This is a genomic window from Algoriphagus lutimaris (assembly GCF_017051705.1).
Classification (GTDB): domain Bacteria; phylum Bacteroidota; class Bacteroidia; order Cytophagales; family Cyclobacteriaceae; genus Algoriphagus; species Algoriphagus lutimaris.
The window spans coordinates 760,701-785,883 of sequence record NZ_JAFIDJ010000002.1; the positions used below are offsets into that span (position 1 = coordinate 760,701).

General features: G+C 39.6%; 13 protein-coding genes and 1 tRNA gene. 8 read left to right on the forward strand and 6 right to left on the reverse strand.

Annotation, left to right across the window (positions count from 1 at the left end):
• Positions 1-5,112, reverse strand: coding sequence for an adenylate/guanylate cyclase domain-containing protein (locus JYB62_RS13905; protein WP_205646026.1), 5,112 nt, complete (start codon positions 5,110-5,112; stop codon positions 1-3).
• A 253-nt stretch (positions 5,113-5,365) separates the two neighbouring features.
• Between JYB62_RS13905 and uvrA the strand changes: the two genes are divergently transcribed.
• Entirely contained in the window at positions 5,366-8,182 is a 2,817-nt protein-coding gene (uvrA, locus tag JYB62_RS13910; protein ID WP_205646027.1) for an excinuclease ABC subunit UvrA, read from the forward strand.
• A 166-nt stretch (positions 8,183-8,348) separates the two neighbouring features.
• On the opposite strand, the gene JYB62_RS13915 is transcribed toward uvrA, so the two are convergent.
• From JYB62_RS13915 to JYB62_RS13925, 3 genes are all read right to left on the reverse strand, one after another.
• A tRNA-Gly gene (locus tag JYB62_RS13915) sits at positions 8,349-8,421 on the reverse strand.
• A 125-nt stretch (positions 8,422-8,546) separates the two neighbouring features.
• A complete protein-coding gene (locus tag JYB62_RS13920; RefSeq protein ID WP_205646028.1) occupies positions 8,547-8,858 on the reverse strand; it encodes a rhodanese-like domain-containing protein in 312 nt (103 codons plus the stop codon).
• 11 nt (positions 8,859-8,869) lie between these two features.
• A complete protein-coding gene (locus JYB62_RS13925) occupies positions 8,870-10,279 on the reverse strand; it encodes an MBL fold metallo-hydrolase (RefSeq protein ID WP_205646029.1) in 1,410 nt (469 codons plus the stop codon).
• Between the two features lie 223 nt (positions 10,280-10,502).
• On the opposite strand from JYB62_RS13925, the gene JYB62_RS13930 reads away from it, so the two are divergent.
• The 7 genes from JYB62_RS13930 (at position 10,503) to JYB62_RS13960 (ending at position 23,146) form a co-directional block, all read left to right on the forward strand.
• Positions 10,503-13,034: a M14 family metallopeptidase gene (locus tag JYB62_RS13930; RefSeq protein WP_205646030.1), complete on the forward strand. Its 2,532-nt coding sequence runs from the start codon at positions 10,503-10,505 to the stop codon at positions 13,032-13,034.
• A 199-nt stretch (positions 13,035-13,233) separates the two neighbouring features.
• Positions 13,234-14,898, forward strand: a complete 1,665-nt coding sequence (locus tag JYB62_RS13935; RefSeq protein ID WP_205646031.1) for a carboxylesterase/lipase family protein — start codon at positions 13,234-13,236, stop codon at positions 14,896-14,898.
• A 95-nt stretch (positions 14,899-14,993) separates the two neighbouring features.
• Positions 14,994-16,727 carry an alpha-glucan family phosphorylase gene (gene glgP, locus JYB62_RS13940; RefSeq protein ID WP_205646032.1) on the forward strand — a complete coding sequence of 578 codons (1,734 nt, stop codon included), beginning with the start codon at positions 14,994-14,996 and terminating at the stop codon, positions 16,725-16,727.
• Positions 16,728-16,762: 35 nt separating this feature from the next.
• Positions 16,763-18,100, forward strand: coding sequence for a glucuronyl esterase domain-containing protein (locus JYB62_RS13945; protein ID WP_205646033.1), 1,338 nt, complete (start codon positions 16,763-16,765; stop codon positions 18,098-18,100).
• 22 nt (positions 18,101-18,122) lie between these two features.
• Positions 18,123-19,502 carry a sulfatase gene (locus tag JYB62_RS13950; protein WP_205646034.1) on the forward strand — a complete coding sequence of 460 codons (1,380 nt, stop codon included), beginning with the start codon at positions 18,123-18,125 and terminating at the stop codon, positions 19,500-19,502.
• Between the two features lie 89 nt (positions 19,503-19,591).
• Complete coding sequence (locus tag JYB62_RS13955; RefSeq protein WP_205646035.1) at positions 19,592-21,391, forward strand: M14 family metallopeptidase; 1,800 nt, start codon at positions 19,592-19,594, stop codon at positions 21,389-21,391.
• Between the two features lie 108 nt (positions 21,392-21,499).
• Positions 21,500-23,146, forward strand: coding sequence for a DUF748 domain-containing protein (locus JYB62_RS13960; RefSeq protein WP_205646036.1), 1,647 nt, complete (start codon positions 21,500-21,502; stop codon positions 23,144-23,146).
• Positions 23,147-23,229: 83 nt separating this feature from the next.
• Here the strand turns inward: JYB62_RS13960 and JYB62_RS13965 are convergent, their stop codons facing one another.
• Positions 23,230-23,838: a YceI family protein gene (locus JYB62_RS13965; protein ID WP_205646037.1), complete on the reverse strand. Its 609-nt coding sequence runs from the start codon at positions 23,836-23,838 to the stop codon at positions 23,230-23,232.
• 62 nt (positions 23,839-23,900) lie between these two features.
• Positions 23,901-25,175 (reverse strand): hypothetical protein, encoded by a 1,275-nt coding sequence (locus JYB62_RS13970; protein ID WP_205646038.1) that lies wholly within the window; start codon positions 25,173-25,175, stop codon positions 23,901-23,903.
• Between the last annotated feature and the right edge of the window lie 8 nt (positions 25,176-25,183).

A 25,183-nucleotide genomic window follows, 5' to 3' on the forward strand; every position in this document is an offset into this window, starting at 1 on the left:
TTAAATTTTAGAATCAACAAAATACATTTCTACCTGACCTTTGTTTTTAACCTTGATTTTTCCCCGAGGCGTACAGTTAAATTTATCTTTGATCAGCTCATAGGTTTGCCCACTAATATTAATTTTTCCAGACTCTCCTGCAGTTTCCATTCGTGAGGCAACATTCACAGTATCTCCCCAGATGTCGTATGCAAACTTTTTGATCCCAACGATCCCTGCAATGACAGGCCCAGTATGGATTCCAATCCGCATACCGATCGGCGGTTTTCCTTCAGAAATCTTTGATTTCATATGCTCCTGTATGAATTCATTAATTTCAAAAGCAGCTAAAATAATATTAGAGGCATCAAACTCTTTGGTAAAATTCAATCCGCCGGCACACATGTAGCTATCTCCGACTGTCTTAATTTTTTCGATCCCATATCGATCAACAATTCGGTCAAATTCACAGTAGAAATAGTTTAACTCAGCCACTAATTCTTCCGCCGTGAGGACTTCACATAATCCGGAAAAATTTACAATGTCAGTAAACATGACACTTACATCATCGAAATTACGAGCCTTTGACATCCCATTATTTTTCAGTTCACTGGCTATTTCTGGAGGCAAAATATTCAATAGTAATTCCTCAGATTTTTCCTTCTCCTCATTAAGCTGTTTGGTTCTCAATCGAATTTTATCCTCCATATTTTGATAAAGCATCGCATTCTCCAAAGAAATGGCCATTTGGCTTGAAAGGATATTGATCAGGTTTAAGCGTTCAATTGTAAATGCCCCTTCAATCAAGTTATTTTCCAGGTAAATGATCCCAGTCACTTCACTTTGTTTCATCAAAGGAACAATCATTATAGATTTGAGCTTTTCTTTTAGAATGTACGGATCCTTTCTAAATCGCTTGTCCTGAACTGCATTTTCCAAAATGACACTCTCCTTATTCTTCAAAGCATACAAGACCACCTCTTTTGCTATAGATTCGAAACTTTTCAGAGGGAGGTTTTCAAATAAATTTGGCTCATCATTTTTAGTACAGGATTCAGATTGGACTGTGAATTCATTCTCAGTTTTCAACAATAAAACCATGCGTTGAGCCCCGGCATTTTCGATGATAATCTTCATCAAAATTTTAAGCAAATCCTTTAATTTGATCTCCTTTGAAATTGCTTCTGAGGACTTCAGCACGGATTTCAAATCCAAATCATTATTCGAAAATTTTTGACTTACTCCTTTCTCATCTGCACGTTGCCCAAATCTGAATTCCATTCGGGAAAAATTACTCGAACTCCTTTTTGAAGCCATTAAATCAACGATACCTTTGGCTCCTAACAGATTATATAGATACTCGGCATCACTCAAATGAATTGCTGCTATTTTCTTTTTCCCATCTTTCAAATTCAATTCAAACAGGCGACGGTTAACCAATGCCTGGATCTGTAGATACTCGTTCTTTTCAGAACAATTTAACGCCTCATAATATTCAGATTGAGCCTTTTCTAAATCCCCTTGAATCAAAGCTAGTTCAGCAGAAAGAAGTCTATATTTATGTTCAAAATTTGAGGAACTTTGCTGCGTATATTTTTTGAATTTTTTGACAATAGATGAAAGTGCCCTCTTCCACTTTAAGTTATTTACCCTATTTGCATTCGGGATCAGACAGGCTAAAATCAATCCTTTGTAAAAATAATGCTCCGCAGTATGCAGCATCCCGGGAGAATCCTTCAAGTAAATGTCCGAAGTAAGAGAGACCTCATAGGCTTTTTCATATTCCTCCCATAAATAAAGGGACTGCATCTTATTGATATAATAAAAGTGTGCAAAATGCCTTGAGTTAAAGTTTTCTAACTTTTTTACATACTCATTTTCATTAAAACCCTCATCAGAAAACGAATCAATTGAATTTGTTTTGCCCTGCAGATTTTTAATGGACTGAGAAATCGCACTCATGGTGAGAATCCCCTCCTCAATTTGAAATCTTTTTAAGAAATCTAAATACGAGTTACATGACTCAAGAACCAGATCATACTGAACTCCTCTCATAAAATAACTTTGCACCATCGCACAACTCGCACAGCTGGCATGAAATAAATCTCCTACCTCCAATCCAGCCTCGTACGCGGTTAACCAATACCCTTCCATTTCCTTGGCAGGTTTTTTCCATGGAATTGCAAAGTACCCAGTTACAAAATTTACCTCAGCTCTTGCACCATAATTCTGGTATTTATCAACTAAACCTAGGGTGAGCTGCCCTATCTTATATCCTGTTGTTCTAAAACCCAGGATACCGCTATGAAAAACGGGGCCAAAACCAAGAAAACCGATAAAGCCTCCATCTGTATTGCCATGTTTTAAGCATAAGTTTACCATGATCGCGCAAACCAATACACATAATTCCGGCTTAATTTGAAATGCAGATTGACCAGCTGCAGCCATCAGAAGAATAGCCGTTTTAAGCTTTTCATCCGACATCTCCGGAAGGTCAATCAACTCCTCCACATCCCTTTTACCCATCATGGCTTTGTATTTCACGAACTCAATCGCTAGGCTAGGAGGCGAGAAACTAGCCGGAATACTCACTCCTAATTCGGATGTTACTTCCCTACAAACCTTATATGCTGCCTCAAAATTTCTGATATTATTGTAAAACTGAATTTTTCGAATGGTGATTTTTGCTTTTTCTATTACATCCTCTGCATTGTTTAGGGCCTCATCAAAATAATCTACTACATAGGTGTTATTTCCAGCTAGATGTTCGGATTCAGCCCTTTGCAAATTCAAATCCCGTAGGGTTTCTCTAGAGACGTTCAGATTTTTAGACTGAACCAATTCCATTGCATTTTTTATATAGCTCAATCCTGATTCATAGGCATTCGCATATTTTGCTCGGATGCTTGCAGAAATATTCAATTCTACCAATTTCTTTAATAAATCCTGATCAAGAATAAGTTCTTGGGCATAATTAAGATGATCAGTAACTATGTAGACATAGTCAGAGTGTTCAATATCAGAAAGTTTAGATATAATACTTTTTGCAATTTCAAGTCGAACCTTCCGCTTTTCAATTTCCGAAAGTAAGCCTAAGGCAGCTTGTTGAATTTTATCATGTTGGAAACCGTAATCATCATCTCCCGAGCGCTCTTTTGTTTTAATGTTTTCAATGATGCATAGTTTTTCCGCAAATTTGAGTTGCATGTCTAGCTCCCCCTCAGAAATATCAACTAGACCACTCAAAATTTCTATTGAAAAGGTGTTTCCTATACAGGATGCATATTTCAAAGTAGTCTGAACCTCATCTGGAAGCCTGAAAAATAGCTCCGACATCAGGTCAATTACATTATCACTGATGCTTACACGATTGGCTTTCTCAATACTATAAGTCCAACTTTGTGTGTTTTGAGATACTTGGATTACCCCACTTTCATAGAGCGTAAGAAGGCATTGCCTGATAAAGAAAGGGTTTCCAAGCGTTTTCCTGTAAACTATTTTAGCTAGATCTTTTCCTGATTCTTTTGAAATTGAAAGAGAGTCTGCAATGATTTCTTCGACAGAATTTTGATCTAAAGGAGATAAAGCGAACTGGGTAGTAGTGACCCCATGAGAATTAAACCGATCCAACATCAACATCATAGGATGTGAGGGAGAAACTTCATTTTCCCTGTAAGCACAAATAACAAGCAAGTGCTTTAAACTTGAATCCATTAATGTATTTTCCAACCACCTTCTAGTAGTACTATCCAACCACTGTAAATCATCCAAGAAAATACATAGTGGATGATCCTCGCTTGCAAAAGACCTGATAAAGCTGTTAAAAACTTGGTCAAATCTATTTTTGGACTCATTCATAGGAAGTTGGGGAACTTCCACTTGCGGGCCTATCAACAATTCCAGATCAGGCATGATATCAATGATCAGTTGACCGGAATTACCTACGGCTTTTAAAATTGACTTCCTCCAATAATCTTGTTGCTCCTCTCCCCGGATTAGAATTTGGTCGATAAGGTCATTTAATGCAATTAATAATGAACTTAAAGGAGGATTATTTTTGTATTGTTCAAATTTCCCTGAGATGAAAAACCCTCCACCTAAATCAATATATTTCTGAAACTCTCGGACAAAACTTGATTTACCTACTCCAGAGTATCCACTCACCAATGCCAATTCAGCTCTCTTGTTTTTTATTCGCTGAAAGACTTCATTCATTTGTTTTAATTCCTCATCCCTTCCATAGATTTTGGAAGAAATCTGAAATTGATCTAATCGATCTTGAGTACCCAAAGTAAATTCGGTGATCTCATTGATATCCAAAAGCCTATCCAAACACTGTTGCAGATCATTTAATAGCCCAGAGCAACTTTGGTACCTTTCACTTGTGTTTTTCTTCAACAGTTTTAAAACGACTTTACTGATAACCTGAGGAATATCATGACGCAACTTACTTGGTTCTTCTGGTAGCAATGCCAAATGAGCGTGCATCAGCTCCATGGGATCAGAAAAATTAAATATCGTTTTGCCTGTTAGCATTTCGTAAAAAACAGCCCCTATGGAATATAAATCAGTTCGATGATCAATAGGCCTGTTCATTCTTCCAGTTTGCTCAGGAGAAATGTAATGCAGTCCTAATTCCAAGGCCTCGCTCACATTGGAAAAATTAAGATCTCTACCTCTTTCTATCGCATAGTCAAAACCCCAAACTTTTATTTCTCCGTTCTTATCCACTATAATATTTGAGGAGTTAATATTTTTGTGGATGATATTTTTACTATGTAGGTAATTCACTGCTTTAGTGATCTCCATAGCAATTTTTAAAAAATTGATTAGGTCTAAATTCCCTTTTTTAAGATACTCAGATAAAGGCTCCCCAATCACATCCTCATTGACTATGATTGGCAAATTTTCCAAATATTCTAATCCTATGGGCTGAACAATATTTGGATGAGAAAGCTTTGATAAAATGGAATACTCTTGTTTTAAGTGATTCAAATCTCGAAAACTAGGATAAGCCGAGCGAAAAGTTTGAATGGTCACAGGTTTCGAATCCTGAATCCGATTTGCTTTATAAACGATGTATCTTGAGTTCTCCCGAACTTTATCCAGTATATCAAAGCTAAAATCAGGCATTAAAAAATTATTAGTCGTTAATTGAAGTTTTAGTTCAACAATGAAAGACCTTTACGGAAAAACATGTTGGTTCATAAACGTCTTAAAGTACAAACATTTTTGAATTTAATTAAAAAAATTACTCCAATAATCATGTAAAATGGACAATAATAATATTTGCAAAAATCATTATTTACTCCACCTCACCTGAGAAAATTTTAAACTCTTCCTATTCCCAAACAAAAAAGGATTTGCCTTTGTATCTTTGCCAGCTATGACTTTGAGCACATTATCCTCCAAAATAGACATTGATTCTTTTGACCCTAAGAATTTTATCATCATAAAAAATGCGAGGGTCAATAACTTAAAAAGTCTAAGTGTCGCCATTCCACGAAATAAATTGATTGTCGTGACCGGACTATCGGGTTCAGGTAAATCTTCTCTGGCCTTCGATACACTTTTTGCTGAAGGACAACGCATGTATGTGGAAAGCCTTTCTTCCTATGCACGGCAATTTTTGGGAAGGATGGAAAAACCCGATGTAGAATACATCAAAGGTGTAGCTCCGGCCATAGCGATCCAACAAAAAGTCAACACCAAAAACCCTCGATCAACTGTTGGAACGACTACTGAAATCTACGATTACCTCAAGTTACTTTTCTCCAGAGTCGGAAAAACCATTTCTCCCATATCCGGAAATGAAGTAAAACACCATACGGTAACTGACATCGTAGATTACATCCAATCTTTTGAAGAAGGTACCAAGGTCATGATTTCCTGCCCGCTTCAGATTCAAAGAGGTAGAAAAATCGAGCAAGAACTGGAGCTTTTACTTCAAAAAGGATATACACGGATTTTGATAGATGAAACGGTATACTTTGTAGAAGACTTATTGGGAGAGAAAAGTGTACCCAAGGGAACCTATGAAATTTTAATTGATCGGGCTTCTGTAATCCAGAATGATGAAGACAATCAATTCCGATTAGCAGATTCCGTTCAAACGGCATTATTTGAAGGACATGGAGACTGTAAAATCACAATTCCAGGAAAAGAGACCCGTACTTTTTCGGATCGTTTCGAGCTGGATGGAATGTCATTCGAAATTCCCTCAGTCAATTTTTTCTCATTCAATAACCCTTATGGGGCTTGCAGAACCTGTGAAGGATTTGGCAATGTGTTAGGAATAGATCCTGACTTGGTGATTCCAGACAAAGAAATGTCGGTGTTTGAAGGAGCCATTGCACCATGGAGAGGAGAAACCTCCAGAAGTTGGTTAGAGCCATTGCTAAAAAAAGGAATTGAATTTGATTTCCCCATCCACAGATCGTATAGTGAACTGACAGAAAAGGAGCAAAACCTGATCTGGAAAGGAAACAAATATTTCAAGGGATTGGATGCCTTCTTCAAAGACCTGGAATCCAAAACCCACAAAATCCAGTACCGTGTAATGCTTTCACGATTCCGCGGAAGAACAACCTGTCCAGATTGCCAGGGAACACGCCTTCGAAAGGATGCTTCTTATGTAAAGATTAATGGAAAATCCATTATTGACTTGGTATTGATGCCTATTGATGAAGCCTTGCCATTTTTCCAGAAATTGGATTTACCATCCCATCAGGCAAAAATCGCCAACCGCCTACTAAAAGAAATTCAAAGTCGATTGGAGTACATGGATCAAGTTGGATTGGGCTATTTGACTTTGAACCGACTAACCTCCACCCTTTCTGGTGGAGAATACCAACGAATCAAATTGGCGACTTCTTTGGGATCTGCTTTGGTGGGTTCCATGTATATTTTGGATGAACCGAGTATTGGTCTTCATCCTAGGGACACCGATCGGTTGATTGGTGTCTTAAAATCCCTGCGTGATTTAGGTAATACCGTCATTGTGGTGGAACATGAGGAGAAAGTAATGAAAGCCGCAGACCAGATCATCGATATTGGTCCGGATGCGGGTGTCAACGGAGGGGAATTGTTGTTTCAAGGACCTATCCAAGACTTGATGGCATCCGCCCAAACATATACGGCTAAATACCTGCGTGGAGAAGAATTGATTTTCGAGAAGGAGGGCAATAGAAAATGGAAAGACAGCATTATCGTCAAAGGCGCAAAAGAGAATAACCTAAAAAACCTGACGGTAAAATTCCCATTGAATACTTTGACCGTGGTAACTGGTGTTTCCGGTTCTGGAAAATCTACCTTGGTGAAAAAGGTCTTGTACCCTGCTTTAGGTAAAATGCTGGGTACTGTAATCGATGAAAGTGGGAAGTATGATAAGATTGATGGGGACTATAGATCTGTTTCCCAAATCGAATTCGTGGATCAAAACCCCATTGGTAAATCTTCTAGGTCTAATCCGGTAACCTATGTAAAGGCATATGATGCCATTCGTTCCCTGTATTCGGAACAAGCCATTTCTAAACAAAGAGGCTACAAACCTGCCTTTTTCTCCTTCAATGTGGATGGAGGAAGATGTGAGGCCTGTGCTGGTGAAGGCACTACTACGGTAGAAATGCAGTTTATGGCAGATATTCACCTGACCTGCGAATCCTGCAAAGGAAAACGCTTCAAAAATGAAATCCTGGATGTGAAGTACAAGGATAAAGACATTGCCGAAGTGCTGGACATGACCATTGATGAGGCCATTGAGTTCTTCCAAGGCAAAACCCAAATTGTCAACAAACTACTTCCACTTCAGGAGGTAGGTCTAGGCTATATAGGGATGGGACAAAGCTCCAACACCTTATCTGGTGGAGAGGCCCAACGTGTGAAACTGGCATCCTTTTTAGGGAAGGGTGGGAGTAAATCAAATGAGCACATCCTCTTTATTTTTGATGAGCCGACTACTGGCCTACATTTTCATGACATCAAAAAATTACTTCATTCCATCAATGCCTTGATTGATCAAGGGCATTCTGTCATTATCATCGAGCATAATACCGAGGTAATCAAATCAGCAGATTGGGTAATAGATTTAGGCCCAGAAGGAGGGAACAAAGGTGGACATTTGACCTTTGAAGGCACTCCAGAGGAGATGATGAAGGAACAAAACAACTATACCGCGAAGTATTTGCGAGAGGCTTTTGTTTAACCCTTCGAGTTTTTGAAAAATTCAAAGGTTTCCTTTATTGGACCTATAATTAGGAAATTTAGCGCAGTTAGTATTGGGTGCTGCTTAAGCAACGCAGTTGTCTAGATTTTGCATCCCATAAAATTCAAAGAAAGAGCCACTCCGAAATGGAATGGCTCTTTCTTTGAGCGGGTAATGAGTCTCGAACTCACGGCCTTCAGCTTGGGAAGCTGACGCTCTACCAACTGAGCTACACCCGCTTTTTTCAATGTTGATTCAAATTTTTGTGAATTTAATTTACTTCAAAAACTTTCAAAATGTTTCAGTCATTACCAAAAAAAAAGAGAGTCAACATTGACTCTCTTTTCATTTAACCCAAACCTTTTTAACCTACACACTCTTTGACATTACCCACGGTACCACCATCAATGACATTTGGAATCCCATGATGATTTAAAATACCTTGAGCTTGTCCGCTTCGGTTTCCACTTCTACAAAACACTACTACGTGCTTTTTGTTTTTAAATTGTGCCAATTGGTTTCCAATTCTATCCAAAGGAATATTAACCGCTCCTTTGACACTACCCGAAGCAAACTCTCCTGGAGTTCTTACATCCACTAGAAATGCCCCATCCTTGATGGCTTCCACTAATTTCGTGTTGTCCTTCGTTCCGAATATTGCTGAGAAAAAACCCATATTTATTTTCTTTAAATGTTTACTAATTCATTGGTGACAGTTTCCTGTCCAGTCTCTTTCCATTCCTTCATTCCTACGGAATAGTTTTTCACATTTTCAAATCCATTTCTTCTAAGAAGAGAGTAAGCAATTGCCGCCCGATCTCCACTTTGACAATGGATAACCACTTGCTTATCCTTGTTGATTTTTTCCAAGTTATCTACAAGAGTTCCCACAAATACGTGCTCTGCTCCTTTCACATGTCCTTGCTTAAACTCTGTGGTATTCCTTACATCCACAATTTGGACATCCTCTTTGCCTACCATGGACTTGAACTCTTCCAATCCAATCACCTCTGAGCTCTGAAGTTCAATTCCCAAATCCTCTACAGATTCCACAAATCCATAGATGTTATCCAAACCGATTCGCATCAATTTTCTAGTCAAATCTTCCATTTGGCTCTCTTCTGCCACCAGAATAAACTGCTCCTGATAGTTCAACAACCAACCTGCCCAAGTTGCAAAGGAGTTATTTCCTTGGATATTGATGCTGCCAGGTAAGAACCCTTTGGCAAAGTCCACTTTGTTTCTAGTATCTATAACTTTCAACCCATCTTGGTAAGCGGATAGAAATTGTTCTTTTGATAATTTTGGATGCTTTGGAACTTCCACCAACAAAGGTCTATCTACCTTATTGAGGTGTTTCATCATCGCAAAATACTTTGGTGGCTCTGGTTGACCATCCAACAAGTAATCAATGAAACCATTCTCATCAGTTGCAAATTGGAATGCCCAGTTTCTTACTTTTTCATATCCTACAGTAGAACTTGGAACAGAGCCTAAGGCTTTTCCACAGGCAGAACCTGCTCCATGACCTGGCCATACCTGTACATAATCAGGGAGCTCCGCAAATCGCTGGATGGACTCATACATTTGCTTGGCACCTTTTTCCTGGGTACCTACGATACCTGCGGCTTTTTCCAATAAATCCGGTCTTCCGACATCTCCCACAAAGACAAAGTCTCCGGTGAATACCATCACAGGTTTATCTGTAGCAGGGTGATCGGTTAACAAGAAACTGATACTTTCTGGCGTATGGCCTGGTGTGTGCAATACCTCTAAAGTCAAGTTACCTACCTTGATTTTATCTCCATGCTTTAATCCTTCATGTGGGAATTCGTACTGCCATTCAGCAGGCCCTTCATCGGAAAGATACATTTTAGCACCTGTTACTGCAGCCAATTCGCGTGCTCCACTCAAGAAGTCTGCGTGGATGTGGGTTTCAGTAATATGAGTAATCTTCATATTATTCTGCTTGGCAATTGCCAAATAAACATCCATGTCTCGCTGAGGATCAATTACAATTGCCTCTCCTTTGGCTTGACATCCAATGAAATAACTGGCTTGCGCCAGGGTCTTGTCATATACGTGTTGAAAATACATATCGCTTTCTTTTTTTAATTTCTATGACAAATGTCAACATTTCTAAACCCCTCCACAGGAACTTTTGTCACATTAGAAGGGGCCTATCTTCACATGAATCAATTTGAGCTGATAAAACCATTGATTTCATTGAAACCAAAGACTCCTGGGAGTTTTTTTTGATCGGTGTGAATGGAAAAGACAATTCCTTTTAACTTCAAGGCATCATTCTTTAACAAACTCTATGAAAAAAAATATACTTCTCTCATTATTCGTTTTTTCGATCACTATTTGCTCTTGGGCTCAAATTCAGACTCCAGAGCAATTTTTAGGTTATAAGCCTGGTGATCGATTTACCCCCCATCATCGAATGGTGGATTATTTTGAGCATGTCGCTGCCAACAATCCAAATGTCAAATTGATTCAATATGGGGAAACGAACGAAAAACGCCCGTTGATCATCGCGATTCTTTCCAGCCCGGAAAACATGGCGAATCTGGAGCAAATCCGTACGGACAACCTCAAAAGAGCTGGTATTATGGAAGGAACTCCTTCCACTGCTATCCCAATCAATTGGATGTCTTTTAATGTACATGGCAATGAATCTGTAGGAATGGAAGCCGCCATTTCCTCATTCTATACCTTAGCAAACCCAGAAAATGCTAAATCACAGGAATGGTTACAAAACCAGATCGTCATCATCGACCCGGCCATCAACCCTGACGGAAGAGATCGATATGCCATGTGGTACAACCAAAAAATGAATACTCGGCTTCAGCCTGATTTGCAATCTGTAGAACATAATGAACCATGGCCAGGAGGTCGTGCCAACCATTACCTCTTTGACCTAAACAGGGATTGGGCATGGCAAGTACAGGTGGAATCTCAGGCAAGATTGAAAATCTATCAACAGTGGATGCCTCAGTTGCATTTGGATTTCCATGAGCAAGGAATCAATAATCCATTCTACATGGCGCCTGCTGCGGAACCTTTGCATGAGCAATTGACTCCTTGGCAACATGAGTTCCAGGATACCTTTGGAAGAAATACGGCAAAATACTTTGACGAGGCTGGAAGATTTTACTTCACCAAGGAGCGTTTTGACTTGCTTTACCCATCTTATGGGGATTCCTACCCAATGTTCAATGGTGCTATCGGGATGACCATCGAGCAAGGCGGTGGCGGTCAAGCAGGTATAGGAGGTTACAATTCTGTAGGTGATACAGTGACTTTGAGTTATAGGATTGCGGGGCATTATACAGCTGCGATGTCAGCTGCAGAAGTTACCAGCCAGAACGCTCAAAAATTGCTTTCGGAATATGCCAAATTCTATGAGGATAACTCTACCAATCCAAAGGGTAAGTATAAGAGCTTTGTCATCAAAGGAAAAAGCAACCCTGCACAAGTAGCCAAATTATTGGAATTGTTAGATAAGAATGGAATCAGATATGGCAAGGCAGGTTCTAAGTCCGGCCTCAAAGGATATGAATACCAGACTGGTAAGAGTGGTTCATTTGCTACCTCTGACGAAGATATCATCATCAGTGCCTACCAACCCAAATCTGTATTGGCGCAGGTTTTCTTCGAACCCAATCCTGCTTTACACGATAGCATTACCTATGACATTACCAGTTGGGCTTTACCTTATGCCTATGGACTGGAAGCTTATGCAATAGAAACAAGATTAGATCCAACTGGAGAATACGAAGCTCCTGAATTCACTGCCAATACAGTAGGAAAAACTCCTGTGGCTTACATGGCCGCATGGGAAGGGACTAGAGATGTGGCTTTCTTGGCTGAGTTGTTAAATGCTGGAATCCGAGTTAAGTATCCCGAGTTTCCATTTGAAGTAGAAGGAAAAAGCTTCCCTGCCGGATCCTTATTGATCACCAAAGGAGGAAATGAATATGTTCCGAATTTTGATCAAAAGGTAGTAGAGATCGCCAATAAATTTGGAATAACATTAGAAACCACCATGAGTGGATACATGGACAAAGGTAAGGACTTTGGTTCACCAAATATCAGAATTATCCAAGCACCAAATGTAGCCTTGATTGGCGGATCCGGAACCAGTTCCTTGAATTATGGAGCGATCTGGCACTTTTTTGAAAAAGAACTGAATTATCCTTTAGTAAATCTTGAGTTGGAAAATATGGCCAGATACGATCTTCATAAATACGATGTGTTGATCATGCCTTCTACCAGAGGAGGAGGTTTGTCCAAACCTGCTATGGACAATGTCTTGGAATGGGTTCGAGGTGGAGGAAAATTAATAGCCATTGATGGTGCGTTGAACGTATTTGCCAATAAAGAAGGGTTCGAGCTAAAGACATTTGATACCGAAGAAGAAAAGAAAGCCGCAGAAAAAGAATCTACTGAATTAGCAAAAGAAGAGCGGCTTGCACCTTACCAAGAAGGTGAACGAGTGGCAATTTCTGGTGGAGCTGCTGGTGCTATCTATGAAGTTACCATGGATGAGACACATCCTCTGGGATATGGTACAGGGGGAAAATACTTTACCTTGAAAAACAATTCTAGTAGGTATGCCTACTTAACCCGCGGTGTAAATGCTGGAATTATCGCCAACAACGATGCATACCGAACTGGATATATCGGCTTTAAAATCAAATCCAAAATGGGAGAATCCATGGCTATCGGTACAGAAAGAGTAGGAAGAGGACAACTCGTCTATTTTGTAGATGATCCAATTTTCAGAGGCTTCTGGGAATCAGGAAAACTAGTATTGAGTAATGCTATTTTTATGGTAGGCCAATAAAGATAAATTTGAAAACAGGAAGACCGACTGCTGAAAAGTGGTCGGTTTTTTTATTGCTATTGCTCTATTATTTCAATTTGAAACAATATTTGTCCACTTAAATAATTCTTCATTAAGAATTCCTGATTAATTTGAGATTACTAAAAATAGAAACCTATATTTTATTGAATTTCAAACCATTACCATTAGACCCAAAATTATGAAAAACCAAAGACGGGAATTCTTTAAGAAAGTGGGGGTAGGAACCGCAGGCCTTGGCTTGGCTGCTACGGTCCCTTTTGCCTCCAATGCTAATACCCCAAATCCTCCACATGAAGCACCTTCCGGTCAATTTCTTCAAATCGGGGATGACATCGCTGTAGCCAATACCGATTCAGGAAAAATCAGAGGTTACATCCTCAATAATGTTTACACTTTTCTTGGCGTTCCTTATGGCGCAGACACTTCAGGGAAAAACCGCTTTATGCCTCCACAAAAACCCGAAAAATGGACAGGGGTCAAGCCAACTATTTGGTGGGGAAATACTGCTCCGCAAATTATGGATAATCGTTATGCCAGCCCTGATTACTCCTTTGCAGATCATTGGAATTATGACGATGTCAGTGAGGATTGTCTCAAATTGAATATTTGGACTCCCGCATTGGATACTAAAAAAAGACCTGTATTAGTTTGGTTACATGGAGGAGGTTTTACCAACGGAAATGGTATCGAGCAAGATGGGTATCATGGAGAAAATATCAGCAAAAACGGAGACATCGTTTTTGTTTCCATTAATCATCGTTTAGGTCCGATTGGTTTTACCGATCTCTCAGGTGTAGGAGGCTCAAAATATGCCCACTCAGGTAATGTCAGCCAATTAGATATCATCGCATCATTGGAATGGGTAAGAGATAACATCGCCAATTTCGGTGGAGATCCAGGTAACGTGACCATCATGGGACAATCTGGAGGTGGGGCAAAAGTAACGGCCACCATGTCCATGCCTGCAGCAAAAGGATTGGTTCACAAGGGAGTCCCATTGAGTGGCTCCATGCTCCGTGCCAATGACCAGGAGTATTCCAGAAAACTAGGGGAATACGTGATGAAAGAAGCTGGGCTTACTCCTGATTCTATTGACAAGCTACAGGAATTAAACTGGAGAGAATACATTGACATTGCCAATAAGGCTTTGGAAAAAATGAGAAAAGATCATCCAACTCCTGGGTTTAGAGGTGGCTTTGGGCCAGTGGCTGATGGCGTTAATATCCCTAAAGGAGAATTTTTTTCGGATCCAAATGGATTGGCTTCAGACATTCCAATGCTGATCTGTACCACATTTCATGAATGGAACCCTACAAGAACTTCTCCAGAACTCGAAAAAATCGACTGGGCAGGGGTTGTGGAAAAGATCCAACCAAGATTTGGAGACAATTCCCAAAAAATCGTGGATGCCTACAGCCAAGATTTCCCGGAAGCATCACCGGCAGATATTTGGGCCATGATACTATCTAACAGACAAGGGGCCATCAATACTGCTAATGCAAAATCCAAACAAAAAGCACCTGTATATCTAGCTTGGTTTGGATGGGAACCAGACCTCTACAGTGGAAGAATGAAAGCCTTCCACTGCATCGATATTTGTTTTTGGTTTGACAATACTGATCGTATGTATACACATACCGGTGGTGGTGACAGACCAAGAAAACTCTCTAAAGCCATGTCGGCTTCGCTTTTGGCATTTATGAAAACAGGAAATCCAAACGCTGGTGCTTTGCCTAATTGGAAAGAATATACAGCAGAAGGTGGAGAAACCATGATATTGAATGATGTAAGTTCCTTAAAAAATAATCCAGATAAACGGGGAAGGACAGCCTTAGAAGCTTAAGGTGAAACCGGGTGTTGAAAAACCACCCGGTTTTTATTTTTAAACACCTTAGAGCTATGGATAATCATTAAATTAGAAAGAACAATCTCCAACATATGACCGCCTTTCGCAACTTTTCCATTCCTTATCAACCTGCTGTCGCTTATTCAGAAAAAGTCGCCTACTTTTCAATGGAATTTGCGATCCATCAGCCTCTCAAAATTTATTCTGGTGGATTGGGTTTTTTGTCTGGATCCCATTTACGAAGTGCTTATGGTCTAAGGCAAAACCTCATCGGTATAGGTATTTTATGGAAATATGGCTATTACGATCAGGGAAGAAATCAGGACCAGACGCTCAAGCCAGAATGGTATGAAAAAACCTACAGCTTCTTGGTTGACACGGGAATCAAATTCCAAATAGAGGTACACAGTGCTCCTGTATGGGTCAAAGCCTTTTATTTACCACCTGAAACATTTGGAAGCGCCCCTTTATTTCTATTAAGTACGGACTTACCGGAAAATGACTATTTGAGTCAAACCATTTCTCACAAACTTTATGATTCGGATGTGGCAGGTAAAATTGCCCAATTTATGCTCCTTGGACTGGGAGGAGCCAAGTTATTAGATGAACTTAATTTTAATCCTGATGTGTATCATTTGAATGAAGCACATGGGGTCAGTGCCGTATTTCACCTGATGAGAAAATTCGGAAACAAATCGGCAGTGAAAAAGCATTTGGTATTCACCTCCCATACACCAGAAGAAGCCGGAAATGAAAAACATGATATTTACCTCTGCGAAAAAATGGGGTATTTCAACGGATTCTCACTTTCCGAAGTAAGATCATTGACCGGAATGTCAGGAGACTTATTTAACCATAGCTTAGCTGCATTTCGATTTGCAAGGAAAGCCAATGGCGTCAGCAAACTACATGGAGAGGTCAGCAGACACATGTGGCGAAATTACGAGGGCATTCCAGAAATCACCTCCATCACCAATTCCCAAAACTATCACTACTGGGCCGACAAACAGCTGTATAAATACTTGGATGAAAAGGATGTGGATCGGTTTGACGATAGGAAATATTTCCTAAAAAAACGCGCTTTTGAAATCGTAGCAGACCAGACTGGCAAACTCTTGGATCCATCTATCTTGACGATCGTTTGGGCTCGAAGATTCGCCAGTTATAAACGACCTGACTTGTTGACTAGAGACTTAAAACGTTTTGAAAAACTGATTAACAACGCTACAAAACCGGTACAATTTATCTGGGCGGGAAAACCCTACCCTATGGATGACGGAGCAATTTCAGTATTCAATCAATTGGTTCATCTGAGTAAGAAGTATCCCAATGTAGCAGTCTGTGTGGGGTATGAACTGGCACTAAGTAAAAGATTGAAACAAGCTTCTGATATCTGGCTCAACAATCCTAGAGTACCTAGAGAAGCAAGTGGGACTTCCGGTATGACCGCAGCTATGAACGGAGCTGTAAATTTTAGCACCTTCGATGGATGGATTCGTGAATTCGCTAAGCATGGAGAGAATAGCTTTATTGTCCCCACGGCAGATTATAAAAAGATGAATATCCCTGAACAGGATGATTTCGATTTGCAAAATCTATTTCAGGTACTTGAGAAAGAAATCGTTCCCACCTATTATGATGACCCTACTACCTGGAGAAATATCGTTCAGAATGGCATGAGAGAAGTAGTGGAAAACTTTGAAAGTGATCGATTGGCTAAAGAGTACTATGAATTGATGTATCAGGACAAAAAGTTAAAAGGCCCTAAAAATCCTTATGCCTTTAATGCTAGGCCTATTCATACAATAGCCTCGGCATTTTTGTAATTTGACTGTCTACAATTTACCCAATACCAATACCTATGAGAAATTTTATCCTTTTACTTTCCTGTTTTTTCATAGGTGCTCACTTATCCGCAGTTGCCCAACAGTCACAGCAAGCTCGAGATAGCATAGCAAAACTAAGTAAGGAAGACCATCAATTGATGATGGAGAGATTGGGGATTAAAGAATTGCGACCAGGCCCATCCGGAAATCCGAGCGCTCCTAATGCTGCAAATTCAGATGAGTCCAAAGCTACTCCCTACAAGGAATTGCCGAATCCTCTCTTCTTTGACAATGGAGCCAAGGTCAATTCCAAAAAGGACTGGGAGAAGAGGAAAAAAGAACTCAAAGAACATTTTGATTCTGAAGTATATGGTCGGATGCCTGAGCATATCCCAGGAGTTAAATGGGAAATTGTGGAAGAAAAAGACAGTCTTTTTGGTGAAGTAAATGCCAGGTATAAGAAGTTAATTGGCCATGTGGATAACTCTTCTTATCCCGAGATCCAAGTGGCAATCGAGATGCGGATGGCTACCCCTTTAGAAAGCAAAAGTCCAGTCCCACTGATCATGCAATTTAGTTGGATTTGGCCTGCCAGTATGCAAAGACCCAAGCCAGAAGGACCTACTTGGCAAGAGCAACTTCTTTCTGAAGGATGGGGTTTTGCCATGTTGATCCCTACCAGTTTTCAGGCTGACAATGGAGCAGGTTTAAGGGAAGGAATTATCGGATTGGTCAATAAAGGCCAGCCTCGGAAACTAGACGATTGGGGAACCCTGAGAGCTTGGGGATGGGGGGCCAGCAGGGCATTGGATTATTTTGAAACTGACCCATTGGTCAATGCCAAAAAAGTAGGTATTGAAGGGCTTTCCAGATATGGCAAAGCAGCCTTAGTAGCGATGGTGGACGAACCTAGATTTGCCATTGGTTTTATTGCTTCTTCAGGTGCTGGAGGAACCAAAATATTTCGAAGAGTGTATGGAGAACAGGTGGAAAATTTAGCCTCCTCGGGAGAATATCATTGGTTTACGCCTAATTTCATCAAATATGCGGGCCTGTTGACTCCTATGGATTTACCCATCGATGCTCATGAAATGCTTGCTTTATGTGCTCCAAGACCCGTATTTATTTCAAGTGGAGATCCCAAGGTTGAAGGTCATTGGATCGATGCAGTAGGGATGTTCAAGACAGCAGTAGCAGCAAGCCCTGTATATGAATTGCTTGGAAAAAAGGGCTTGGATACCGCTCAATATCCTGGTACCAATGTAGGCCTCCTCAATGGAGATTTAGTATTTAGACAACATGATGGTGGACACACAGAAGGTCCCAATTGGGCATATTTCATAGAGTTTGCCAGAAAGTATTTGAATGACTAGCTTCAGTTTTAAATTCTTCTTCATGAAAAGAGTCATTTTCTCAATTTGCTGCTTTTTTACGTTCTCCATTATTTCTGCACAAAAGCAACCCAACATCATTTTAATCAATATTGATGATATGGGATGGAGAGATGTAGGCTTTATGGGGAGTGATTTTTACGAAACTCCCACCATAGATAGCTTGGCAAAAGTCGGAATGATATTTACCCAGGGATATGCCTCTGCAGCAAATTGTGCTCCCAGTAGGGCATCCATGATGAGTGGACTTTGGTCGCCACGACATGGAGTGTATACCGTCGGAACTTCCGAAAGAGGAAAGTCCAAAGATCGAAAAATTATCCCCACACCAAACACTACCACCATCTCTTCTGCTCATGAGCTGATTCCACAATCCTTGCGTCGAGTTGGATATCAAACCATTCATGCAGGCAAATGGCATTTAAGCGACTCCCCACTGGATTATGGATTTGATGTAAATATTGGAGGAGGACATAATGGTCATCCTAGAAGCTATTACCCTCCTTATGGAAATGTCGAATTGGACGGAAATGGAACCTATTTAACGGATGCCATCATGGCAAAAACCTTGGAGCAGCTTAGTCAAACCCAATCTCCTTTCTTTTTGTATTATTCACCTTATGCAGTACATACCCCTATTCAGCCGGTAAATTCTTTAGTGGAAAAGTACCAACATAAATCTTCTACACTAGGCCAAGAAAATGCCGATTATGCCAGCATGGTGGATAACTTAGACCGAAATATTGGGTTACTTATCCACAATCTTAAAACCAATCATCAATTGGAAAACACTCTGATCATTTTTATCTCTGACAATGGAGGACTGAAAGGCATTACCAGTCAACAACCTTTGAGATCTGGTAAAGGCAGTTATTATGAAGGGGGAATTCGAGTACCTTTCTTCTTTATTTGGGAAGGGAAAATCTCTGCCGGGACATCCAATTCAACACCAATTTCTAATTTAGATATCTATCCCACTATTTTGGAAGCTGCTGGAGTCACTAATCGAAGCTCAAAACTGGATGGCAACAGTCTTCTTCCAATATTAACAGGGGAGGGCAGTATTCCGGAAAGAGCCCTCTTTTGGCATTTCCCAATCTATTTGGAGGCCTATCAATATGGTCAGAATGAAACCCGGGATCCACTGTTCAGAACAAGACCCGGCACTGCTATGAGATTAGGTAAATGGAAATTGCACTATTATTTTGAAGATAATGAAGTCGAATTGTTTGATTTGGAAGCAGACATTTCTGAACATAATGATCTATCCACATCTCTTCCTGATACTACAAAAGTATTACTGGAAAAAATGAAAGTTTGGTGGGAAGAAACCTCAGCACCAATTCCCCAAACCCCAAATCCAGCATACATCGACTTTAACTAACGAAAATTCACATGGATATTGAACCATTGAAATCTTAATCCTACTAGATTCACTGGATCTACACCATATTTAAGCCTTAATCACTAGTTATGAAAAATTTAAGGAAATCACTTCTGTTGCCAATCATTGGCATTATTTCTATTCAGGCTTCGGCACAGGATTTCCTTCCTCCGTCACTACCATGGCAGGGGAAAAGTAAAACTTTGATCGCTGAGCCTTCTGACCCTTGGGTTACTCCTAGCGAATTAACAGGACTTACTGAATCTCCAAGTTATGAGGAAACGATGGCTTGGTTGGAAAAATTAAGTGAAAGCTCACCTTATATTGCGATCAACTCCATAGGCGTAAGTGAACAAGGGAGAGCCATTCAAATGGTGATGGTCTCTAAAGATCAAGACTTCACCGCACATGAGTTATCCACATCCAAAAAACCCCTAATTCTTTTCCAGGCAGGAATTCATGCAGGGGAAATTGATGGAAAAGATGCTGGGATGATGTTACTAAGAGACATCAATGTAGGAGAAAAATTGGAGCTTTTGGACTACGCTAACCTGCTGTTTATCCCCATCTTGAATGTGGACGGACATGAAAGGAAAAGCGAATACGGAAGGGTCAACCAAAGAGGTCCTAAAATAATGGGATGGAGAACCAATGCGAATAACCTGAATTTAAACAGGGATTACACCAAGTTGGAAACTGCCGGAATTAAAGCCATTACCCATGTGATTAACAGTTATGATCCTGATTTGTATGTAGACATCCATGTAACTGATGGTGCTGATTATCAATATGACGTAACCTACGGTTTTGTGGAAACAGGAGGATATTCTCCGAAGATTTCTTCTTGGTTGGCTGAAAAATTCAAACCTGAAGTAGATCAGGCTTTGAAAGATCAAGGTCATATCCCTGGCCCTTTACTTTTTGCTGCCAATGGACAGGATTTTACAGAGGGGAATATTGCTTTTTCTTTTAGCCCTAGGTTTTCCCATACCTATGGAGATATCCGACATCTTCCAGCCATTTTAATTGAAAACCACTCTTTAAAACCATTTGAACAACGCGTTTTGGGAACCTATGTGTTTTTGGAACAAATGATCAAATCTGTTGGAAATCATTTTGAGGAACTTCAAGAGGCTATAGCCTCAGACAAGGATCAATCTATGGAAACGGTAGTTGTAAAATTTGGCTTTCGGGATACCCCGGCAGATTCAGTAGAATTTTTAGGTGTAAAATCCGAATTAGTAAAATCTAAGATTACGGGAAATGAATATGTAGACTGGAAAGGCGAGCCTACTACTCAAATAGTACCAAGTATATTGATGGACAAGCCAGTCTCCTCTGTTCCTGTGCCCAAAGCTTATTGGATTCCAGTAGAATGGTCAGCAGTGATACAAAAAATGGAAAATCATGGGATAGAAATGGAAGTCTTGGAAGAGCACAAAGAACTAAACCTAGAGTTTTCTGCTGTCAATGATTTCAAAATGGTGAGTAGACCTTATGAAGGTTTAATGAGATTTCAATCCTTTGACTTGAATAAAGCTTATAAAAGGGTAACGATGCAACCAGGTTCTGTACGAATAAAAACTGATCAAGCATTAGGTGAGTTAGCTGTCATTCTTTTAGAACCTGAATCTGTGGATAGCTTCTTCCAATGGGGATATTTCAATACCATTTTATCCCAAACTGAATACATGGAAACCTATGTGATGGAACCGATGATTCAGGAAATGCTGAGTAAAGACCCAGAATTGAAGAAAAGATTTGATGAGAAATTGGAAAGCGAGGAAGACTTCGCCTCCTCCCCTCGACAGATCTACCGTTGGTTTTATGAGCAAACCCCATTCATTGACCAAAACTGGAAAGTGATCCCGGTAGGTAGGGAATGGTAACTCTACTTCTTAGGACATTCAAATTAGTTGATTTAGGATGTTTCTCTAGGCTTATTTAAAAAGCCTTTTTTTTATTAAATTGACTGATAAGCTTTTAAGTCATTCTTAATGAAAAAAATAGTCATAATTATAGGGTCCATTCTGCTTTTCCTATTTGCCTCAATTATTGTATTGGAGTATTGGGTTCAAACGAAATTTCAAAATACTTTAAACTCCAACCCAAAGCGAAAGTATGACCTGAATTACGACAAGCTGACTGTTAGTATCTTTAAAGGAAGAATTGAACTAAATCAATTACAAATCACCCCCCTGATCGTCGATAGCATTCCAACCATTATAGAAGGTTCAGTAGAACGGGCGAATTTAGATGGAATTGGATTCATCAATTTTTTGAGATCCAAAGAAATTAGCATTGAAAACTTAGGGTTTCTAAACCCAGAATTCACCCTTATACGCACGGATTTTCAAAAAGATCAGGTGGAATCCACTAGACCATTTCAAACGCTATTTAGAGATATCATTTCCAGAGGTGAGATAAAAAATTTCTCTCTATCTGGAGGGAAAGCCATTTTATTTGAACAAAACGATAGTCTTCAGAGAATAGGCTCCTTTGATGATCTTGAGATCCTAGCAAGTGGCATAGAGACTGATTCAGTTCAGCTAGATAAAGCCATTCCTTTTAAGTTGGAAGAACTGAAAATCGGGCTTAAAAATCTATCCTACTTGCTTTCAGAAAATCAGGTTTTTGGTTTTGAATCCTATGCCTTTGATTTTTCCAGAGGTCAAATGGACCTAGAAAAAATCAGTTTGGAGCTCGATCAGGAGTGGTATGAACAAGCCAAAAATCAACCCGAACAAAAGGAAATTATGGAATTTGACATTGGAAGTGTTGCCATAAGAGGGTTGAGTGAAGCAAGCCAATTTGGAGATTCATTAATGATCATTGCAGAATCGATCACCTTGGATAGTGTTGATTTTAAGATAGGGAAAGACAAAAACAGACCCTTCCCACCAAAGGAACTCAAACAAGATTTTTCCTATTTGCTGGAGGCCTTGACCTTTCCAATGAGGGTAGATTCCTTACTGGTCACCAATTCCACGGTAACCTATTCGGAAATTGGAAATGGACATACCCTGCCTGGAACCATTGATTTATCAGAAGTCAATGGACTGATCTTAAATGTTTCTACCATAGAAGAAGTAGAGCGGGTAAACAGTCTCTATGTGGAGGTAACTGCAATTTTTGACAGGTCAGGCCAGTTGAAATTAGAGGTCCATGAAAATTACTTTGAAAGAGAATGGAAAGCTGACCTTACTTTAGAAAATATGGATATGACAAATCTCAATCAAACAGTCAATAACTTGGCGGGCATCTCCATTACTTCTGGAAAATTAAATAAGCTTCATCTTAACATGGAAGCAAATGCCAAATTTTCGGATAACCATTTTTTGATGGAATATGAAGATTTTAAAATTGAATTGCTGAATCCCGAACACCATAAAAAAGGATTCTTAAGTGGTCTGGCTAATTTAGCAGTACACAAACAAAATAAGCCTGGGGATAAACATTATCAAGAACTCGCATACGCCACTCCTAGAGACCCATACAAGGGACCTATCAATTTAATCTGGCTGAGTGCCAAGGATGGACTCTTGGCTACCGTTCCAATCAAAGCCGCTCAGAAACTAATGCTTCATTCCAAGAATGATAAAAGAGGGAAAAAACATGGGAAAAAGAAAAATAGCAAGGAGTAATTAGCCTCCTTATTTTGAGTATAGTTGTATCAAGTAGCCTTCTTTCCATCAATGGTTTCCAATCGTAATCAATGAAAATCACATTAGTTAGAAATTATTAAATCTTGTCGTTCCAAAACCAGGTAAAAATTTACTGCTATAGTGTCGCTGACTTTTAAAGCTCCAAAGAATTTTTCTGGAGGCTCAATATTAAAATCTGACAGCTGAATTTTTCGCTCTCCCGAAAGCAAGGCAGAATTATTTTCACTTGCTAAAAACACACAAGAAATGTCGTATTTTCGAGAAATTCCCACCATAGTAATCTCTACTTGCCCCATGAGGTTTTTCTGAGTAGGAGTTTCGGATTCTTTTGTTAAACCCAAAAAATTGACAGAGATAGTAGGAAATTTTTCTACTTCTATCGTCTTTTTGAAGTCTTTGGTCATCAACTCATTGTCACAATCAAAATTTCTACTTGTGATTTTGACTTCACCATTCCACTGACCAACTTCCTGACCTTTTGGAATCCTCTGAATTAAGTATTCCTGACCTGTATACTCATAATTTTCACAAGTAAATTTGGAAACATTGGTTGTCCCCAAAACCTCTAGCATACTATCTCTCGTGACTTTCCAATTAATAACTTCTTCTTTAGGAGAAGCATCTAAAAGAATGGACCAAATCAAAATTAGGAAGGATTGAAAAAGGGGCATAGTCGTGTAATTATAAAGTCAGTTCCGCTTTTGAATGCAGAACTGACCTTATTCTTAATTCCTTAGAAACTTATTGCAGCTTCAATATTGATTCCATTGAATTTGGCTTGATAATATTTTGAATCCATGCCAAAACCATTTTTATATTCTTGATTGACATACTCCAATTTAACAACCACATTATTGGTCATAAACCAACCTCCACCTACATTCACTCGGCTGATTTCTATATCCTCAGGATCAGATTCATTATTGGATCCTTTGACTGTATTGTACCGTCCACCTAAATAAAACTGCTCTGTTTTACCAAATCGATACAACAATTCTCCTGCTATTTGAGTGAATTGTCCTCCACCCTGCTCCTCTGAATTTCCTACGGATTCTAGAATCCCGAAAAACTCTAGCCCTTTATATTTAATAAAAGGGTTAAACTGCAAAGCAGTCATTTGCTTAAACCTAGGATTGAATCTTCCTTCAAAATCATTGGTAGTTCCATCCAATAAATCCAATATATGGTAATACCTACTTCCTGCACGATCCCCTCCATAAAGCCAGGTACCAGAGGTAGTTCCCTTATTTAAATACCAGGATCCAGTAAGCCTTACCCGTAGATCCTCAGTCACATAATTATCATAACCAAGTTTACCATAAAATGACATCTTGTTATTGGTGTTATCATTGACAATGACACTCTGATTTAACTTCCCATTGGTCAATCCGACAACTGCCAAGAAGCCGTTTTTTTGTACGGTCACTTCACCAAAGGCTTCAGTAGAGAAAGAATCCATAATGTAATTTCCTATAAACGGGTTATAAATAACTCGGGCATTGTCAGATCTTCGGAAATGTGCATCACCATAATTGAACTCATCCATCCCAAAGGTGAGGGTAGTATAATCCATAATCCCCTCCAAGAACCCTTCTTTTATAAAGTCTAATCGATCCATCTGCAGATAGCCACCTTTTACCCAGGCCTCATTATGGTGTTTGGAAGATAAATAAACCCGTAAATGAAGACGAAGACCACGGGCCAGTTGCGTATTCAAATTGAGATTGGCTGAAGGAAGGTTAATGTTCGACCCTAAACCCACTAGATTATCCAAGTAATTGGAATGATCTATTGATTGAAACTGCAAGGCGAAATCACCCCCGATAAAAACCCGGACTTTATCAAAAGTCTGTTCTGACTCTTTTGAAGTTTCGAAAACATTCACCCCTTCCTTGCTATTTTCCCGAAAATACTCAAGCTGGGTTTTCTCTTGTGCTAAAACCGAAATGGAACACAGTGCCAACAAAAGGCTTGCTCCAATTTTTGAAAATTGTAGAATTCTATTCATGTGTGATA

Bases quoted from the DNA above. Each gene is read 5' to 3' on its own strand.
- JYB62_RS13905 (WP_205646026.1), bottom strand. From the start codon at position 5,112: ATGCCTGATTTTAGCTTTGATATACTGGATAAAGTTCGGGAGAACTCA.
- uvrA (WP_205646027.1), top strand. From the start codon at position 5,366: ATGACTTTGAGCACATTATCCTCCAAAATAGACATTGATTCTTTTGAC.
- JYB62_RS13920 (WP_205646028.1), bottom strand. From the start codon at position 8,858: ATGGGTTTTTTCTCAGCAATATTCGGAACGAAGGACAACACGAAATTA.
- JYB62_RS13925 (WP_205646029.1), bottom strand. From the start codon at position 10,279: ATGTATTTTCAACACGTATATGACAAGACCCTGGCGCAAGCCAGTTAT.
- JYB62_RS13930 (WP_205646030.1), top strand. From the start codon at position 10,503: ATGAAAAAAAATATACTTCTCTCATTATTCGTTTTTTCGATCACTATT.
- JYB62_RS13935 (WP_205646031.1), top strand. From the start codon at position 13,234: ATGAAAAACCAAAGACGGGAATTCTTTAAGAAAGTGGGGGTAGGAACC.
- glgP (WP_205646032.1), top strand. From the start codon at position 14,994: ATGACCGCCTTTCGCAACTTTTCCATTCCTTATCAACCTGCTGTCGCT.
- JYB62_RS13945 (WP_205646033.1), top strand. From the start codon at position 16,763: ATGAGAAATTTTATCCTTTTACTTTCCTGTTTTTTCATAGGTGCTCAC.
- JYB62_RS13950 (WP_205646034.1), top strand. From the start codon at position 18,123: ATGAAAAGAGTCATTTTCTCAATTTGCTGCTTTTTTACGTTCTCCATT.
- JYB62_RS13955 (WP_205646035.1), top strand. From the start codon at position 19,592: ATGAAAAATTTAAGGAAATCACTTCTGTTGCCAATCATTGGCATTATT.
- JYB62_RS13960 (WP_205646036.1), top strand. From the start codon at position 21,500: ATGAAAAAAATAGTCATAATTATAGGGTCCATTCTGCTTTTCCTATTT.
- JYB62_RS13965 (WP_205646037.1), bottom strand. From the start codon at position 23,838: ATGCCCCTTTTTCAATCCTTCCTAATTTTGATTTGGTCCATTCTTTTA.
- JYB62_RS13970 (WP_205646038.1), bottom strand. From the start codon at position 25,175: ATGAATAGAATTCTACAATTTTCAAAAATTGGAGCAAGCCTTTTGTTG.